Here is an 18333-nt window from a genome sequence, read left to right as displayed (position 1 = left end):
CAAGGAGAAAATGGTCGTTCGCATTGCCCTTGCCCGCAAGCTCCTCGTCAGGCTCAACGCAAAAGCTCGCGACGCGCGAACCGCGTATGCCAATGCAACTTGACAAACCAGATAGTCGCTCACCCGGCGCTGCGCGCCGACCTCTCCCCGCAAGCGGGGCGAGGTTGGTCCACGCGCGCGGCAGCTACTGCCGCCCCAACTGCGTGGCCTTCTCGACGCGGTCGAACCTCTCCAAGGAGAGGATCGCATCGGCGAGTTGGTCGGCGCGGCCGTTCAGCACAGGGCGGGCAAGCGTGAGGAATTTCTGCTGCATCGCCTGTGCGTCCGGAAACGAATCCGGCTCGCCGGAGGGGTCGGCATTGAGCCGCTCGTGCACGCCGTCGTCGGTGGTGATGGAGACGCGCGCGCCGAAGGGGTGAGTGCGGCCGATCTCGAGGCGGTCGTCCTGCACCACGTCGAACTTGTCGGCGAGCGCATTCACCGCTGTATCGCCAAGCCGGTCGTAATCGTCCCAGCCGAAGCTGCCCTGATCGAGCGCCAGCGCGCCGGTGAAGAACATCGAGAACTGCCCGCCGACGATCGAGGTCGGATGCCGCTTGGTGGCTGCGTCGCCGGTCAGCGTGATGCCGTTGCGGTGCAGGCCGATCTCGACGCGCTTGATCTGATCCGGCGTCAGATTGTGCTCCCGGCGCATCGCGATCAGCGCATCCAGCGCCGCATGGGTATAGCGGCAGCTCGGATACGGCTTCACGCCGATCTTCAGGGTCTCATAGGTCTTGCCGAGGCCGGCGGTCGCCTTGTCCGGATGTGCGTCGTCGCTGTAGCCGACGAGGAGGCCGTGCTTGCCCTCGACCGATTCCGTCGAACCGACGAAATTATTGCGCGCCAGCGTCGCGGCGATGACGCCGTTCATTGCAGACGCCCCGACCTGATAGCGCTTGTTCCAGGCGCCATTGACCAGGAATTGCAGCGAGCCCGCGGCCTGGCTGCCGGAAACACCGAAGGCCGAGATGATCTGATCCTTCGAGAGGCCGAACAGCTTTCCGGCGGCGGCCGCCGCGCCATAGGTTCCTGCCGTCGCGGTCGGATGAAAACCGCGCGCATAATGCGAGGTGGGATCGAGCGCGTTGCCGAGGCGGCAGCACACTTCATAGCCGGCCACGATTGCGGTCAGCACGTCACGTCCGGATGCACCGACCATTTCGCCAACCGCGAACGCCGCCGGCACCACGGGCGCGCTCGGATGCAGCGAGGAATCCGCATGCGTGTCGTCGAAATCCAGCGAATGGCCGAGCGCACCGTTGAGCAGCGCGGCGACCGCCGGCGTCCAGGTCTTGCTATCGCCGAATACGGTGGCTTCGCCCTTGCCGTCCAGCGCCAGCGCCTCCAGCATCTTCAGCAGCGACGGGGTGGATTCCGCGTCGCGCCGCGCCCGGATCGTGCTGCCAAGGAAATCGAGCGTCAGCACCTTGGCGCGTTCCAGCACCTCCGGCGGAATGTCTTCGAATTTGAGGCCGGCGACATAGGCTGCGAGCGTTGCGGTTTCGTGGGCCATCGTGTTTCCTCGTATTTGCCGGGCAGGGTAGGCGGGCCAACTTGACCTTTCAAGCCGCCTCCCTGTCGCGGGCATCAGCTATGCCTGCTGTCGTCTAGCACAAGCGTGGCGCGCAGATTCCGGGATGCAGCGCATGATGGCCTTCGCAAAACGCATGCTTGGAGCGATCCGGTCACGGAAGACGCAACTGGCGCTCGCCGTCAGGCTCGCGGTTGCCGCGGTCGCAGCCTATGCGATCGCCAGGGCGTTGCATCTGATGCTGCCGCTGTGGGCGGTGCTGACCTCGCTGATCGTCACCCAGATGAGCGTTGGCCGTTCGCTGAAGGCGACGCGCGATTACATGCTCGGTACCGTCGGCGGCGCGCTCTATGGCGGCGCCATTGCGATATTGATCCCGCATTCCGGCGAGGGTGGATTGCTGGCGCTATTGGTGCTCACGGTCGGGCCGATGGCTTTCATCGGCGCCGTCAATCCCAGCCTGAGCGCCGCCACGGTGACGGCCGTGATCGTCCTGCTGGTGCCGGCGATGAACCATGCCAATCCGCTGGATTCCACCATCGACCGGCTGTTCGAGGTCGCAGTCGGTGCACTTACCGGGCTCGTGGTCTCATTCCTGGTGCTGCCGTCGCGGGCGATCAGCCAGATCCGGATCAATGCGGCGCAGATTTTGGAACTGCTGGCTGCCGCATTCGCCGAGCTGCTTGCGGGACTGACGCGCGGGCTCGACAATGACGCCTTGCACCGTATCCAGAGCGGGATCGGTACCGCGCTGACCAACCTCCATGCGATCGGTCTGGAAGCCGAGCGCGAGCGCGGCGCGCGCCTGTCTTCGGGACCGGACACCGGCCCGTTGCTGCGCACCATCCAGCGCTTGCGCCATGATGTCGTGATGATCGGGCGCGCCAGCGTGGTGCCGCTGCCGGCCAATGTGCAGGCAAGGTTGGCGCGGCCGTTGGCCGATGTCAGCAAGGCGATCGTCGACTATATGCGCACGGCGGCCGAATCGTTGCGGAGCGGTAGCGGCGCCGTGGACATCCGGCCCGTCGATGCGGCGCTGCAGGCCTATGCCGCCGAAGTCGCTGCGGTGCGAAACGACGGCCTGACTCGCGGCGTGCCAGTCGACGTGGCGGAGCGATTCTTCGCGCTGGGATTTTCGCTGGAGCAGATGCGACAGAACCTGACCGATCTCGACCGTTGCCAGGCCGACTGGTGCGGGAAGCGGGCCGTTGCAAAAATCTAGCGCGTTCGGCGAAGCAATCCATCTATCCTCGCGCGGACACATGGACTGCTTCCGCTTCGCTCCTTAAGCTTCGGCGGACAAGTCGTCGCTATCGCTCCCTTGCGCAAACGCTTCGCGTTTGTCGCAGGCAATGACGTTCAGCCCACTTGGCGCAGCAGGGCAGGCACGATCAGCCGGTGGAACGGCATGATGATCGCGAGATAAGTCCGGCCGAGCCAGTTGTGCGTCTTGACCAGCGTTGTTGCGGTGACCTGCGTGACGTCGCGCGGCGCCGTCACGTCGACGACGACACGAAAATCGAGATGGCGGTCGTTGAAGCCGATAATGAGGCGATCGCGCGTTTCGCTCACAACCGGAAAGATCCCGATCATGTCCCGCGGCGCGTCTGGACTGACGCCCGACGTTTTCAACCCGAACGGCGCGACCAGTAAATTACGCAGCGCCAGCAACGCTTCGGCCCAGCGCGGCTGCCGCGCCATCATCCGTTCCGCGGCGCGGCGGGCATCGAGATTGCCATCGCTGATTTCAATGCAAAAGGCGTCGGCGAATTGCGCGCCGGCCAGCAGCGCATCGGCATCGACGGCAGGCGTGACTTCGCGGACGGTCATGGTGACGGCAGTCTGCTGGTCAGTAGTCGAAATCGCAAGACGAGCAGAACGGCGAAGACCAAGGTGCCGATCGACAATCCGATCCAGACGCCACTGGCGCCAAGCGATGTCCAGAATCCAAGTGCGCAGGCGGAAGTAAAGCCGATCAGCCAGTAGCTCAAGGTGGCGAACAGCAGCGGCACGCGCGTGTCGTTCATTCCGCGCAGCGCACCGGCGGCAATGGTCTGGATACCATCAGCGACAAAGAAGGTGGAGCCGATCAGGAGCAGCGTGGCCGTCAGCGTCGCGGTCGCGTCGACGGCTTCGCCGAGGAACAACTCGGCAATCAGGAACCGTCCAAGGATCACGGCCAGTGTCATCGTGGCCATGAACGCAGCGCCGAGAAGTATCGCCACATAACCTGCGCGCCGGACGGCGCCGCTGTCGCGGCGCCCGATCGCATGACCGACCCGGACGGTTGCTGCCATACTGATCCCGAACGGCACCATGAAAAGGATGGCTGCGATCTGGAGTGCGATCTGGTGCGCTGCCAGTGCCGTGGTGCTGATCAGACCCATCAGCAGGCCGGCAGCACCGAACAGCCCGTATTCCAGCAGAAACGCCATCGAGATCGGCGCGCCGACAATCGCGAGCTTCGCCATCAACGGCCAGTCGATGCGCCAGATGTTGCCGAGCACGTGATATTTCCGGAACGGCTGGCGCAGCGCGGTGAACCACAGCCCGGCGAGAAACGTGCCGAGATTGACCATGCTGGTCGCAAGGCCCGCGCCGAACAGCCCGAGTTCGGGCAGGCCCCATTTCCCATAGAGCAGCAGATAGACCAGCAACGCGTTCGCCGGGATCGCGGCCAGCGTGATCCACAGCACCGGCTCGGGCCGGTTCACCGCGCTCATGAAGCCACGGATAGCGATAAACCACAGCGCGGGCAGGATGCCCCAGGCGAGGCCGAACAGGTATTGCTGCGCGAGCTTAGCCGCGGTCGGCGCCTGGCCGAGCGCGATCAGGATTGCCTCGCCGCGGAATGGCAATGCCATCAGTGGCAGAGCGATCAAGAGAGCCGCCCACAAGCCGACGCGCAGCGCACGCCGCACCATGCGCGGATCACGAGCGCCGAAAGCCTGCGCCGCTAGCGGTGCTACGGCCGAAACCAGGCCCATGCCGAACGTGAAGGTGACGAAGAACACCGTATGGGCGAGGGCTGCCGCAGCCACGGTTTCGCTGCCGAACCGACCGATGAACGCCAGGTCAGTCGTCATCATCGCGATCTGTCCGAGCTGCGTCAGCGCGAGCGGCACCGCGAGCTTCAGCGTCTCGGCGAGCTCAATCGCGAGATGGCGGCCGGGCACGGCCGCAGAGGCAGGCGGCGCAACAGATGCACGTTCGATTTTGTCGAGCGAGGTCATTGCAATGGACTACCCACGCCGAGAGCCGAAAAAATGACGGTGCCGCTGAGGACTATCCACCCTCGCGCGCGGGAACGCGGGTGATCCGGGCGCCCAGCGCGTTGAGCCGCTCCTCGATGCGCTCATAGCCGCGCTCGATCTGGTCGGCATTGTTGATGGTCGAGGTGCCTTCGGCCGCGACTGCCGCGAGCAGCATGGCCATGCCGGCGCGGATATCGGGCGATGTCATCAGTGCGCCGCGCAGCCGGCTCGGGCCGGCGACGATGGCGCGATGCGGGTCGCACAGCACGATGCGGGCGCCCATCGAGATCAGCTTGTCGACGAAGAACATCCGCGACTCGAACATCTTCTCGAACATCAGGATCACGCCGTCGCATTGCGTAGCGGTCACGATCGCAATCGACATCAGGTCAGCCGGGAAGGCCGGCCATGGCTGGTCCTCCAGCTTCGGCACGTGGCCGCCGAAATCGTCGTGGATCTTCATGGTCTGGCCGGACGGCACGACAAGGTCCTCGCCCTCGACACCGCAGACGATGCCGAGCCGTTCAAAGCCCATCCGGATCGAGCGCAGATGCTCGACGCCGGCCTTCGCAATGCGCAGCGGCGAGCGCGTCACCGCGGCAAGCCCGATCAGCGAGCCGACCTCGATATGGTCGGGCTGGATCGAATAGGTCGTGCCGCCGAGCGTCGCCGGTCCGTGGACGATGATGGTGTTGGTGCCGATGCCCTCGATCTTGGCGCCGAGCGCGACCAGGAAATGCGCGAGGTCCTGCACATGCGGTTCGGAAGCAGCGTTGCGCAAATAGGTGGTGCCGTGGGCGGCGACCGCCGCAACCAGCGCGTTCTCGGTTGCGGTGACGCTGGGCTCGTCGAGGAAGACGTCGGCGCCCTTCAGCCTGACAGCGCGAAACTCCAGCCGGTGCGTCGCGGTGACGGTCGCGCCCAGTTGCTCGAAGGCGAGAAAATGCGTGTCGAGACGGCGGCGCCCGATGACGTCGCCGCCGGGCGGCGGCAGTGCCACCTCGCCGCAGCGCGCCAATAGCGGCCCCGCCAGCAGGATCGAGGCTCGGATGCGCGCGCACAGCTCGGGATCGAGATCGGCGGCGCGAACCTCCTTGGCGTGGATCGCCAGCGTATTGCGCGCCTTCCATTCCGCGGATGCGCCGACCGAGCGGATCAGCTCTACAAGCGTTTCGGTGTCGCGGATGCGCGGTACGTTATCCAGCGTCACCGGATGCTCGGTGAGCAGAGCGGCGGCGATGATCGGCAGCGCCGAATTCTTGTTGCCGGACGGTTCGATGGTGCCCGCAAGCCGGTGGCCACCTTCAACGATGTATTGAATAGGCGGCACGACGCGGTCCTTAACCCATTTCCTAAATGTGACTGCCGGAATTCTTTAGCAGAATCAATGGTCAGCAACCGCATCGTAGCATGAAAGGCCGACACGAATAGCTCGGATTGCCTGACCCGGCTGGGGTTGAATTACACAGAACCTCCACTCCAGTCAAAATCGCGGGCGGCTGGTTGCACGGTTCCGGAGCCAGGATATAGGCGGCATCGCCGTGCACGCCAGCCTCTAACGCCGTGGTCCATCCAAGCAGATCGGCGGGTCTTTTCATCGCGGCCGCGTGACCATGCAACAGCGGCTGTGATCGGGGCCGATGATCAAGCGGCAGGACGCCCAAAGGGTAGATAGCCCCGGCCGAGTTGTCTGTGGAACTGCAGCCAGATGGGAAGTTGTTGCGCCATCCGTCCGTCGCCCTCGATCGTCAATGCTTTTCCAGCGACCTCATGCCAATGCAGGTGTCCGAGATAAAGCCTGATAAGGACGGCAATATCGCTGCGAACGGTCAGATCGACGGCATATCCCGGATCCTTGAAGCATATGTCAACGCCAGCCCGTTCGAGAATCAGCCACATAACGCGCAACGCCGTTCGGCTTTTAGGAACGCCAGAGAATTCGAAACGGATCACCACGCGATGCTCCGGCAATGCACGGATGTCCACGCGCTTGCGCATGCGCCACATCAGCAGGCCGGGATTCAGATCGTCTGCAGTGAGGCGATCGCGGGCATGCGCCAAGCCCCAGCGCGAGAGGTCGCGCAACACATCGTGAAATGCTTCGCCTGACGGCGTCAGCCAATATTCACAGCCTGAATCGTCGGGGTGAGTTCTTCTCACGACGATGCCGTTTTCTTCCAGATGCCGAAGGCGCTCGGCTAGAAGCGTCCGCGACATCAACGGCACCCCGCGATGAATGTCATTGAAACTGTGCGCGCCCAACATCAACTCGCGCAGCACAAGCGGCGTCCAACGTGTGGCGAAAATTTCGGACGCCTTTGCTATCGGACAGAACTCGCCGTAGCCGCTTTTCATGGGAAGGATTCAAACACGTTCGGGTAGCCGGAACCAGTCCAGATTTTGGACTTGCTGGCATCAGGCATTCGGCAAACGATGCTGTCCTTTCTCGCTCGAAACCCGCTGCACAGCGGCAACTTGTGGAGAGAGCCATGGGCGAGCGCAGCGATGCAGGCTTTTCGCGCCGGGACGCCTTGGCCACGATCGGCGGTGCGGCAATTTCCGCCGTCTCAACCTTGGGAAATTCGAATGCGCAATCGCAGGAGGGCCGCGAGATGATCTATGTCCTGATCCATCCAGCCTGGTTCGGCGGCTGGTGCTGGAAAAAGCTAACGCCGCTGCTGCGTGCGCAGGGGCACGAGGTGTTCGCTCCGACGCTGACCGGGCTTGGCGAGCGTGCGCACCTGGCCAAGCCGGAAATCGGGCTTGAAGTACATGTTCGCGACGTCACCAGCGTCATCGAATTTGAGGACCTGCGCAACGTCATCCTCGTCGGCAACAGTTCGGGCGGCATGGTGATTACCGGCGTTGCCGATCACATGCCCGAACGGATCGCGCACCTGGTCTTTCTCGATGCCTTCGTGCCTGATGACGGCCAAAGCATGATGGACGTGATCGCACCCGATCGCCGGTCGGCTCTCGAAGCATTGGTGCAGAAAGAGGGCGACGGCTGGCTACTGCCGCGTTTCGCGTCGCCGCCATGGAAGCAACTTGTCACCGAGACGTGGCAAGTAACCGAAGACGCGGATCTCGATTGGATACTGCCCCGCCTTCGCCCGACACCGTTCGGCCACTTCAAGGAGGCGGTGAAGAGCCGGCATCCTGCCGCCGAGAAGTTGCCTCGCACCTATATTCGCACCCAATGGCCGCATCCGGGCTTCGACCGCTATGCGACGGCCGCGAGCGAGAAGGCGGGGTGGCAATCGCGCAAAATCGCGAGCTCGCACCTGCCGTATATTACGCATCCAACTGAGCTGGCGACCCTGCTGCTGGAAGTCGCGGGCTAGCCAGGACAGGCGCGCCCTGCCTCACACGTCGACATTGGCGCTGAGCGAATTATCCTGGATGAATTCGCGGCGCGGTTCGACCACATCACCCATCAGCTTGGTGAAGATGTCGTCGGCCTCGTCGACCTCCTTGACCTTCACCTGCAGCAGCGAGCGCTCGTTGGTGTCGAGCGTGGTTTGCCAGAGCTGTTCGGGGTTCATCTCGCCAAGGCCTTTGTAACGCTGCAGCGCCACGCCCTTGCGGCCGGCGTCGGTCACCGCCTCGAACAGGCTGACCGGCCCGTGAATCGCAGTCTCGGAATCCTTGCGGCGCAGCAAGCCGGGATTCGGATAGGCCTCCTGCAGCTTCGCGGCGTAGTCGTCGAGCTTGCGCGCGTCCGCCGAGCCGAGCAAGGCGTCGTCGATGATCGCGACGTCCTTGACGCCGCGGATGGTGCGCTCGAAGGTAAAGCCTTCGCCCTCGGTGAAACGGCCAACCCAGCCGCGCTCGACTTCGTCGGCCAGCTTGTCCAGGCGCTTGGCGATGTATTCGGCCGCGGCGTTGGCGGTGGCAAGATCGGCGGTGATCCTCGGGTTGAGCACGCCCGCGATCGCGGCCTGCTCGACCACCTTGCGGTTATAGCGGCTGTGCAGATTGTTCAGGATGCCGCGGATGACGCGCGCGTCCTCCACCAGCGACAGCAGGTCGCGGCCGCCGCGCTCCGATCCTGTCGCCGGCCTGAAGACGCAGTCGTCGAGGCCGGTTCCGATCAAATAATTCTCCAGTGCGCGCTCGTCTTTCAGGTACTGCTCGGACTTGCCGCGCGTCACCTTGTAGAGCGGCGGCTGCGCGATATAGAGGTGGCCGCGGTCGATCAATTCGCGCATCTGCCGGTAGAAGAAGGTCAGCAGCAGCGTGCGGATATGGGCGCCGTCGACATCGGCGTCCGTCATCACGATGATCTTGTGGTAGCGCAGCTTGTCGGCCGAGAAGTCGTCGCTGATGCCGGTGCCGAGCGCGGTGATCAGCGTGCCGATCTGCTCCGACGACAGCATCTTGTCGGTGCGGACGCGCTCGACATTGAGGATCTTGCCGCGCAGCGGCAGCACCGCCTGGAATTCGCGGTTGCGGCCCTGCTTGGCGCTGCCACCGGCCGAGTCGCCCTCGACGATGAACAGTTCCGACTTGGCTGGATCCTTCTCCTGACAGTCGGCGAGTTTGCCGGGCAGCGAGGAGACGCTGAGCGGGCTCTTGCGTGTCAGTTCGCGCGCCTTGCGGGCGGCCTCGCGTGCGGCGGCCGCCTGGATCACCTTGCCGACGATGACTTTCGCTTCGGTCGGATGCTCCTCGAACCACGCGGCGAGCGCCTCGTTGAGGACGTTCTCGACCACCGGGCGCACTTCCGAGGACACCAGCTTGTCCTTGGTCTGCGACGAAAACTTCGGGTCCGGCACCTTCACCGACAGCACGGCGGTGAGGCCTTCGCGGCAATCGTCGCCGGTGAGCGCGATCTTCTCCTTCTTCGCATTGGCCTCGGCATAGCCGTTGACCTGGCGCGTCAGCGCGCCGCGGAAGCCGGCGAGATGGGTGCCGCCGTCGCGCTGCGGGATGTTGTTGGTGAAGCACAGCACGTTCTCATGGTAGCTGTCGTTCCACCACAGCGCCGCCTCGACGCCGATGCCGTTCGCCTCCGACCGCACCATGATCGGGGTCGGCACGATCGCCTTCTTGTTGCGATCGAGATATTTGACGAACTCCTCGACGCCGCCGATGTATTGCATCTCCTCGCGCTTCTCGACGGCGTGACGCATGTCGGAGAGGATGATGTGAACGCCGGAATTCAGGAAGGCGAGTTCGCGCAGCCTGTGTTCCAGGGTCGCGAAATCATATTCGATGTTCTTGAAGGTCTCGGGCGAGGCGAGGAAGGTCACCTCGGTGCCGCGCTTGCCCTTGCCGTCACCGACCACCTTCAGCGGCGCCAGCGAGTCGCCATGGGCGAACTCGACGAAATGCTCCTTGTCGTCGCGCCAGACCCTGAGCTTCAGCGAACTCGACAGCGCGTTGACGACGGAGACGCCGACGCCGTGCAGGCCGCCAGAAACCTTGTAGGAGTTCTGGTCGAACTTACCGCCGGCATGGAGCTGGGTCATGATGACCTCGGCGGCGGAGATGCCTTCACCCTTGTGGATGTCGACGGGAATACCGCGGCCGTCATCGCGCACGGTAACGGAATTGTCGGCGTTGAGGATTACGTCGACGCGCGTGGCGTGGCCCGCGAGCGCTTCGTCGATCGCGTTGTCGACGACCTCGTAGACCATGTGGTGCAGGCCGGAACCGTCATCGGTGTCGCCGATATACATGCCCGGCCGCTTGCGCACGGCATCGAGGCCCTTCAACACCCGGATCGATTCCGCGCCGTACTCGACCGGAATGGGATGCTCAGTGTCGGCAGGGGTCCGCCGGGCAGGTTCTGTCATGTGAAGCCTTCGAGGGTGTCCGGAATCAGCTGCGCAATATGAGGCGCTGATTACGCTATTTGTGCCATGAAAGAGGCATTGCGCCTAGCGCAATCTCTCTGTCTACAAGTCTTTGAATAAATGGTGGTTTTTTACCCTTTTTCAAGGTGTTCCAGGGCCGATTCTGGGGCCCTCGAAAAGCGCGATTCGAAGGCCGATTTTGCGCCCTCGATCGCCTGATTTTCGCGGGCGGTCGCCGGGAAAAATGGCAGGCCGCCGCGGACCTGCTAGAGAGGACGGTACGACAGCTTGTGGACGTTGTCCGCCGTCGGTCGCGATCTCGGATTCGTCTGCATTGTCCTCGCCCCCACCAAAATATCGGCCGGATATCGATGGCCTCCGAGCCATCGCGGTGATGCTGGTCCTGAATTTTCACGCGTTCCCGGATGCTGCGCCGGGCGGCTTCGTCGGCGTCGACGTGTTTTTCGTGATCTCGGGCTTTCTGATCACGGGCATTATCGCGCGCGAGCTGGAACTCGGGCGCTTCAGCTTGATCGAGTTCTACAATCGGCGGATCCGGCGGATATTCCCGGCGCTGATCGTGGTGCTCTGCGCGACATTGGTGTTGGGCTGGCTCTGGATGTTGCCGCAGGCCCTGGCGCGGCTCGGCAGCGACACCTTCGCCAGCGCGGCGTTTTTGGCCAATGTCGCACTGCTGTTGCAGTCCGGCTATTTCGACATCGAATCCGCCAAAAAGCCGCTGCTGCATCTGTGGTCGCTCGGCATCGAGGAACAGTTTTATCTGTTCTGGCCGCTGCTGTTGATGCTCGCTGCCCGGCTGCGATGGCGCATTCTTGCGGTGGCCGCAATTCTTGGTGTGGGTTCGTTCGCGTTCAATGTGGTGCTGATCGGTCCGAATCCGGTTGCGACCTTCTATCTGCCGTTTACTCGGGCTTTCGAATTGCTCATTGGGGCGGCGCTGGCTTGCGGCTGGAACAAGGTCGGCCACGGCGTCAAAGCGAGCGATTGGCGGGCGTGGACCGGCGTGGCGCTGATCGCGGCGAGCGTCGCCATTATCGATAGCCACCGCGCCTTTCCGGGCTGGTGGGCGGCGATGCCCGTCGCCGGCAGCGCGCTGCTTTTGTCGGCGCCGGCGGCATGGGTGAACCGCGCCGTGCTGGCGAGCCGGCCTTTGGTGTGGATCGGCCTGATCAGCTACCCGCTCTATCTCTGGCACTGGCCGCTGTTGGTATTCGCTGGGATCGTGAAATTTGCTCCGCTGACGCTGCCGGAACGCGAATTGATATTGCTCGCGAGCGTGGTGCTGGCATGGGCGACGTATCGGTTTGTCGAGACGCCGATCCGTTTCGGCGTCCCGAGCCGGCGCAAGATGTTCGGTCTCGGGGCCGGCATGGCCATGATCGCGGTCGCTGGCTTTGTCGCCGTCTGGGGGCGCGGCTTCGACTATCGGCTGCCGCCGGAAATCCGCGCCATGGCCAATGTGACGACGGAGAGCTTCAAATGGCGGTTTCACGAATGCCTGCTCGATCTCAGCCGCGAAATGACGTTTGCCGATACTTGCGTCGAACGCGATCGGCGGCCGCTGGTTCTGGTGTGGGGCGATTCGACCGCCGGCGCGCTGCTGCCCGGCCTGCGCAAGGCGCAGGAGGCGCGAAGCTTCGGCATTGCGCAGCTTACCTCCAGTTCCTGCATTCCGGCGCTGAACGCCGACATCCCGGGCACGCCCAATTGCCGCGCGATGAACGACAAGGTGTTTTCGCTCGTGCGGGAGATCAGCCCCGAAATCGTGTTGCTGCACGGGACTTGGGAAAAGCATCTCGACAATGTCGCTGAGACGGTGGTCGCGCTGAAGAGGAAGACGAATGCCCGCGTCGTCGTCCTCGGCGGGGTGCCGGCGTGGAAGCGCGGGCTTCCGTCCGAGGTGCTCAGATATTTCATGCTCCATCGCACGCTGATCCCGGAGCGCTCGCCCAGCGCCTCGTCGCCCACCGCCTATGATGCCGTCATGCGCGCCAGGCTCGGGCCGCTCGGCGCGGAATTCATCTCGGCGTCGGACGTCCTTTGCAACGCTGAGGGGTGCCTGACGCGCATTGGCGATGCGGCGGAAGACCTCACCGCGAGCGATCAGGTGCACCTGACCGAAAAGGCGTCGGTGTTTCTCATCGAATCGATCATCGATCGTTTGCTCGGCGGCGAGGCGCCTGCGGGCAAGGGGCGTTAACGAGCTTCTAGAGCATGATCCGGAAAAGTGTGCAGCGGTTTTCCGAAAAGATCATGCTCAAACAAAAAGATAAAGCGGGATGACGATTCGAAGAAAAGTCATCACGCTTTAGGCGCGGCGGCTCACCTGGCCGGCCTCCACGTCGAAAATCTCACCGGTTGCGCCGATATCGACGAACGCGGCTGGATCGGCGCCGGTCATCCAGACCTGCGCGCCGAGCTTTGCGAGCTCATCGAACAGCGCCTTGCGCCTGTTGGGATCGAGATGGGCGACGACTTCGTCGAGCAGCAACAGCGGGACGATGCCGGTCATCTCGGCGACGAGCGTGGCATGCGCCAGCACCAGCCCGATCAGCAGCGCCTTCTGCTCGCCGGTGGAGGCGTCGCGCGCCGACATGTTTTTCGGCGCGTAGACTACCTGCAGGTCGGTGAGGTGGGGGCCATCAAGCGTGCGGCCGGCGGCGGCGTCGCGGGCGCGGTTGGCGCGCAGGATCTCGCGGTAACGATCCTCCACCGATGTCGCTGACTCCTTGACCAGCGCGTTTTCCATCCAGCCGTCGAGCATAATCTGCGCCGACGGGAAGGCGGAAGCCGCGCCACGTTCGCGCAGCATCGCCGCCAGCCTCGTCACGGTCTGGCCGCGGGTGGCGGCGACCGCAACCGCAAGCTCGGCGGTCTCGCGCTCGATCGCGTCGCACCAATGGTCGTCATAGTTGCGCACTTCGAGCAGACGGTTGCGCGAGCGCAGCGAACGTTCCAGCGCCGAGACGCGGCTGGAATGCTCGCTGTCGATCGCCAGCACCAGGCGGTCGAAGAAGCGCCGCCGTTCCGAAGCAGCACCCAGGAACAGCCCGTCCATCGTCGGCGTCAGCCATACCATGCGCAGATGATCGCCGAACGCGGTCGCTGAACTTACGGGCTCACGGTCGATCCGGCAGCGGCGGCTGGTGGAGGCGGCTTCCGCAGCCGGCGCATCGATGCCGGTGCCGAGCGTGGCAAGTCCGAGCGCGCCCTCGACCTCGGCGGAGACCGACCAGGAGCCGTTGCCCTGATTGTCGGCGACATCCTCCAGCGTCGCGCGCCGCAGGCCGCGTCCGGGCGAGAGAAACGAGATTGCCTCCAGGCAATTGGTCTTGCCGGCGCCGTTCGGCCCGACCAGCACCACGACGTCCCCACGCGTCTGCACGCTTCCAGCGCGGTAATTGCGGAAGTGCGTGAGGGAGAGGCGATGAATGCGAGAGGGGGTCATATCAGGTTGTCATTGCCGGGCTTGACCCGGCAATCCATCGTCCGCGCTAGCGGACAATCTCATCGTACAAATCCTTCCAGTCGGGATTGCCTGCGACAATCAGATCGATTTTCCACTCGCGCGACCAATGCTTGATGTTCTTTTCGCGTTGAAGCGCGACCGCAATTGCGTCGTGTGCTTCGAAGTATACCAGTGTCTTGATGCCGTATCGCTTGGTGAATCCGTCAGCCAAGCCTTCCCGGTGCTGGTAGACGCGCCTCACTAGATTATTCGTCACACCGATATACAGTGTTCCGCCGGGTTTGCTCGCGAGGATGTACACCCAATAGGTCATTTTGTTTTGATGGATTGCCGGGTCAAGCCCGGCAATGACAGTGAGCTCACACCCGCATTGGCATCAGCACATACAGCGCGCCCTTGTTGTCCTTGTCCTGCACTAGCGTCGGCGAGCCGGGGTCGGCGAGGCGCAGCACGGCGACTTCGCCTTCGATCTGGGCGGCGATGTCGAGCAGATAGCGCGAGTTGAAGCCGATATCGAGGGCGTCGGAGGCGTATTCTACTTCGAGCTCTTCAGTGGCGCTGCCGGAATCCGGGTTGGTCACCGACAGCACCAGCTTGCCGGCGGACAGCGCCAGCTTCACCGCGCGGCCGCGCTCGCTCGAAATAGTCGAGACACGGTCGACCGCCGCCTCGAAATCCTTCTTGTCGACGATCAGCTCCTTGTCGTTGTTCTGCGGAATGACGCGACCGTAATCCGGGAAGGTTCCGTCGATCAGTTTCGAGGTCAGCACGACATTGCCGAGCGTGAAGCGGATCTTGCCCTGCGACAACTCGATTTTGATTTCGGCTTCATTGTCCTCGATCAGCCGCTGCACCTCGCCCACGGTCTTGCGCGGTACGATCACGCCGGGCATGCCGGTCGCACCGGAGGGCAGCCCCAGATCGATCTGGGCCAGGCGATGTCCGTCGGTCGCAACACCGCGCAGGGTCGCGGCCTTGGCGCTGCCAGCGGTGTGCAGGTAGATACCGTTGAGGTAGTAGCGGGTCTCTTCGGTCGAGATCGCAAACTGCGTACGGTCGATCAGGCGCTTGACGTCGGAAGCCGGAAGCGAAAACGAATGCGTCATGTCGCCGGCGGCAAGGTCCGGGAAGTCGCTTTCGGGCAGCGTCTGCAGCGTGAAGCGCGAGCGGCCGGCGCGAATGGCCATCACCGAGCGGTCGCCGTCCGCTTCCAGCACGATCTGGGAGCCGTCGGGCAGTTTGCGGACGATGTCGTAGAACATATGGGCCGGCACGGTGGTGGAGCCGCCGGTCGCGGTCTCCGCCGCCAGGGTTTCGGTCACCTCGAGGTCGAGGTCGGTCGCCTTCAGCGACAGCCTGGCGTTTTCGGCGCGGACCAGCACGTTGCCGAGGATCGGGATGGTATTTCGGCGCTCGACCACGCGATGGACGTGACCCAGCGATTTCAGCAGTTGCGCGCGTTCGACGGTGACCTTCATTGCAATACCCGCCAGAGATGGAAAAGCCGGGCGGCCCGTCAAGGCAGCGCCGCGGCATTGGAAACCCGAAAAGCCGGATCAGGATCGGATTTGATCAAACCCCCGGGGGGACCGCAAGGTGGCGCGGATGGGGCGCCGGTGCAAGGGAGACAGGGCCGCGTTCCCCCACTTTTGCCGCAGAAAATGGCAGCAGAAAAAAATTCTCCCGCCCCACCCAACTCGGGCTTTACCCGAGTTAGGCATCCTAATTGTCGAAGTCGGATAGATCCGACTTCGATGAATCAGGGGCGGGAGAGGCTGGGAGGAGCCAGGTCCTTTCCTGTTAGCCGCTATTCCTGCAACTGCCGCTTCAGCGACTCGACCTCTTCGGACAGCGCATTGTCCCGGGCCACCAATGCCTCGATCTTGCGCACGGCGTGCAGCACAGTGGTGTGATCGCGCCCGCCGAACCGGCGGCCGATCTCGGGCAGCGAACGCAGCGTCAGCGTCTTCGCCAGATACATCGCGACCTGACGCGGGCGGACGACGTTCGCGGTCCGGCGGGACGACAGCAGGTCCGAACGGCTGACATTGTATTGCCGCGCGACCACCCGCTGGATGTCCTCGATCTTGATCCGCTTCGGTTCCTGCGGACGGATCAAGTCGCGCACCTCGCGTTCGGCCATTTCCAGCGTCACAGGCTGGTTGTTGAGCTTGGAGTGGGCGAGCAGGCGGTTGATGGCGCCTTCGAGGTCGCGGCCATTATGGGTGATGGTGCGCGCCAGATAATCCAGCACTGTTTCCGGCACGTCGAAGCTCGCGTGATGCGCGCGGGCCGCGGCCACGCGCGATTTGAGGATTCCGAGCCGCAGCTCTTCGCCGAGCGAGGCCATCTCGACGACGAGCCCACCGGCGAGCCGCGAGCGCACGCGGTCGTCGAGGCTTTCGAGATCTGACGGCGGACGGTCGGCGGCGATCACCACCTGGCGGCCGGCATCGATCAGCGCGTTCAGCGTGTGGCAGAACTCGGCCTGGGTCGACTTGCCCTGCAGGAACTGCAAATCGTCGATCACGAGCACGTCGATGCCGCGCAGCGCTTCCTTGAAGGCCAGCGCCGTCTGCGTCTTCAGCGCGGCGACGAAGCCGTACATGAACTTCTCTGCAGTGAGATAGAGCACCTTGCGCTCGCTGCCGGAATTGCCGGCCCATGTCACCGCCTGCAACAGATGGGTTTTGCCGAGGCCGACGCCGGCGTGAATGTAGAGCGGGTTGAACATCACGGGGTCGCCGCGGCGTCCCTCGGCGACCTGGCGTGCGGCGGCATGCGCCAGCGTGTTGGAACGGCCGATCACAAAACTTGCAAAGGTCAGGCGCGGATCGAGCGGCGAGCCGCCGAGCGCATCATGGCTGGCGGATACCGGCGCGGTCGCGGTGGCGCGCAATTCAGGCGCGGGCCGGCCATTGGCCTGCTCGGTGCGGCGTTGATCGGCTGGTGCGGTTGCTTCCTTGGCGGGCGCGGCAGATCGCATCGCCGTGCGCACGGTGAGGTCGATCCGGTGTACTTCCGGCATCTCGGCCTGCCAGCACGTCAGGACACGGTCGGCGTAATGCGCCTGGATCCAGCTCTTGAGGAACCGGGTCGGCACCGACAGATGCACGGCTTCGTCCTGCACGCCTTCCAGATCCATGCGCGCAAACCAGCTCGTATAGACGTCCTCGCCCACGCTCGTCCGCAACCGCCCCTTCACGCGCGACCAGCGATCCTGTTCCATGTTTGTCATTGCCTGAAAACTTTTCTGAATGAGTAAATAGATATCTTGCGAAATCGTCTGGCGGCTGCCTTGCAGGTTTCCTGCCAGACGTGACCTCGACATGGCGCTTCAGTCACCTCCAGACACAGATCAGGCGTGCGGCGGAATCGCCGTTTGCTCAGATCAAAGGCTGGAGGGAGTGAGAGGCTGCCGCGAGGTCAGCGCGTACTCGACGGTCTACCCGGAGCTCGCGTAAGGCGGCTAGATACGTTGTTCAGGGATTCTGAAGCATTCAGAGATTCTGAAGCGGTCACGATTGAAATGGGCGTGTCGAATGTCGCGTTGATTCCGTAAAGCATAGTACCTCCCCCTCTCGCCGCGAGAACGCGCGACGAGCAATCAGATCACAAGTGTTTTCAAAGCCAGTCTGCCGCCACCGAACATCCGCTTGTTCGTCGCTGCGCCGCCGCGTACCTCAGTCTGTCGTCTTCAACACGTTCACAAGCTCCGCGTTCCCCATCGCTGCATTGTCGGTAAGCATCTCATTCCCCTTGTCCGGAGCGCGCTTGCAACGTGAGCGCTACGCCGGGAAATTTAGACACAGAACAGCCGTTCTCATATTGCTATGAGTTACCAACTCAGCTTCGCTTGGAAAGCGCCGCTAACGCGCACACCGCCGCCGATTTGCACGTCCGCTCTTGGGTCTCATACCGCGCTGGTCAGGAGAGCCTTGAACGTCGCGAACGAGTTACAAATACACCAAGCGCGATTTCTGACAATCCGTGATTCGACGCGGCTGCCCGACTCTTCGTCGGTGTTGCAACGCTGCAATTGCGAAACTCCACACCAAGTTTTTGAATCAGCGCAGAGAATCCGGCGGCGCGAAGGCGCGTGACAGTTTTCGCTGCACTCGCAAAATTTTTTAAGAAACCGTTACAATCGTGGTTACCGCGACCGTTTTTCAAAACGCTTGTCCTCGCTATGTGGATAAGTGATTAGCGAGACGA

13 protein-coding genes and 1 pseudogene are annotated in these 18333 nt (G+C 63.4%); 4 read left to right on the top strand and 10 right to left on the bottom strand.

Annotated features, from left to right (window positions below):
- Nucleotides 1–103: pseudogene (locus AC0QUY_RS25215) on the top strand (IS110 family transposase); the annotation flags it as partial.
- Nucleotides 104–184: 81 nt separating this feature from the next.
- Here the strand turns inward: AC0QUY_RS25215 and AC0QUY_RS25210 are convergent.
- Nucleotides 185–1555, bottom strand: coding sequence for an MmgE/PrpD family protein (locus AC0QUY_RS25210; RefSeq protein ID WP_475388905.1), 1371 nt, complete (start codon nt 1553–1555; stop codon nt 185–187).
- A 136-nt stretch (nt 1556–1691) separates the two neighbouring features.
- Here AC0QUY_RS25210 and AC0QUY_RS25205 point away from each other — a divergent pair, with 136 nt between their 5' ends.
- Complete coding sequence (locus tag AC0QUY_RS25205) at nt 1692–2795, top strand: FUSC family protein (RefSeq protein ID WP_475388909.1); 1104 nt, start codon at nt 1692–1694, stop codon at nt 2793–2795.
- Between the two features lie 137 nt (nt 2796–2932).
- On the opposite strand, the gene AC0QUY_RS25200 is transcribed toward AC0QUY_RS25205, so the two are convergent.
- The 4 genes from AC0QUY_RS25200 to AC0QUY_RS25185 all read right to left on the bottom strand — a co-directional run bounded on the left by AC0QUY_RS25200 (nt 2933) and on the right by AC0QUY_RS25185 (nt 7182).
- Nucleotides 2933–3403 (bottom strand): DUF2867 domain-containing protein, encoded by a 471-nt coding sequence (locus AC0QUY_RS25200; protein WP_161851146.1) that lies wholly within the window; start codon nt 3401–3403, stop codon nt 2933–2935.
- On the bottom strand, nt 3400–4806 hold the full coding sequence (locus AC0QUY_RS25195; protein ID WP_161851147.1) for an MATE family efflux transporter: 1407 nt from the start codon (nt 4804–4806) through the stop codon (nt 3400–3402). The genes AC0QUY_RS25200 and AC0QUY_RS25195 overlap by 4 nt, the downstream gene beginning before the upstream one ends.
- Before the next feature lie 52 nt (nt 4807–4858).
- Nucleotides 4859–6157, bottom strand: a complete 1299-nt coding sequence (gene murA / locus AC0QUY_RS25190) for a UDP-N-acetylglucosamine 1-carboxyvinyltransferase (RefSeq protein ID WP_475388904.1) — start codon at nt 6155–6157, stop codon at nt 4859–4861.
- A 314-nt stretch (nt 6158–6471) separates the two neighbouring features.
- Nucleotides 6472–7182 carry a winged helix-turn-helix transcriptional regulator gene (locus tag AC0QUY_RS25185; protein WP_161851149.1) on the bottom strand — a complete coding sequence of 237 codons (711 nt, stop codon included), beginning with the start codon at nt 7180–7182 and terminating at the stop codon, nt 6472–6474.
- A 134-nt stretch (nt 7183–7316) separates the two neighbouring features.
- Here AC0QUY_RS25185 and AC0QUY_RS25180 point away from each other — a divergent pair, with 134 nt between their 5' ends.
- Complete coding sequence (locus tag AC0QUY_RS25180; RefSeq protein ID WP_475388903.1) at nt 7317–8171, top strand: alpha/beta fold hydrolase; 855 nt, start codon at nt 7317–7319, stop codon at nt 8169–8171.
- Between the two features lie 21 nt (nt 8172–8192).
- On the opposite strand, the gene gyrB is transcribed toward AC0QUY_RS25180, so the two are convergent.
- Complete coding sequence (gene gyrB, locus AC0QUY_RS25175; protein ID WP_475388902.1) at nt 8193–10628, bottom strand: DNA topoisomerase (ATP-hydrolyzing) subunit B; 2436 nt, start codon at nt 10626–10628, stop codon at nt 8193–8195.
- Between the two features lie 334 nt (nt 10629–10962).
- On the opposite strand from gyrB, the gene AC0QUY_RS25170 reads away from it, so the two are divergent.
- On the top strand, nt 10963–12849 hold the full coding sequence (locus tag AC0QUY_RS25170) for an acyltransferase family protein (RefSeq protein ID WP_475388901.1): 1887 nt from the start codon (nt 10963–10965) through the stop codon (nt 12847–12849).
- A 108-nt stretch (nt 12850–12957) separates the two neighbouring features.
- Here the strand turns inward: AC0QUY_RS25170 and recF are convergent, their stop codons facing one another.
- From recF to dnaA, 4 genes are all read right to left on the bottom strand, one after another.
- Nucleotides 12958–14097 (bottom strand): DNA replication/repair protein RecF, encoded by a 1140-nt coding sequence (recF, locus tag AC0QUY_RS25165; protein ID WP_475388900.1) that lies wholly within the window; start codon nt 14095–14097, stop codon nt 12958–12960.
- Between the two features lie 46 nt (nt 14098–14143).
- On the bottom strand, nt 14144–14431 hold the full coding sequence (locus AC0QUY_RS25160) for a GIY-YIG nuclease family protein (protein WP_475388899.1): 288 nt from the start codon (nt 14429–14431) through the stop codon (nt 14144–14146).
- Nucleotides 14432–14477: 46 nt separating this feature from the next.
- Complete coding sequence (dnaN, locus tag AC0QUY_RS25155) at nt 14478–15596, bottom strand: DNA polymerase III subunit beta (RefSeq protein ID WP_161851154.1); 1119 nt, start codon at nt 15594–15596, stop codon at nt 14478–14480.
- 329 nt (nt 15597–15925) lie between these two features.
- Complete coding sequence (dnaA, locus tag AC0QUY_RS25150) at nt 15926–17356, bottom strand: chromosomal replication initiator protein DnaA (RefSeq protein WP_161851155.1); 1431 nt, start codon at nt 17354–17356, stop codon at nt 15926–15928.
- Nucleotides 17357–18333 lie beyond the last annotated feature (977 nt).

The sequence above is a fragment of the Bradyrhizobium sp. WYCCWR15520 genome (genome assembly GCF_056174665.1).
This window is presented reverse-complemented; position numbering and strand designations above follow the sequence as displayed.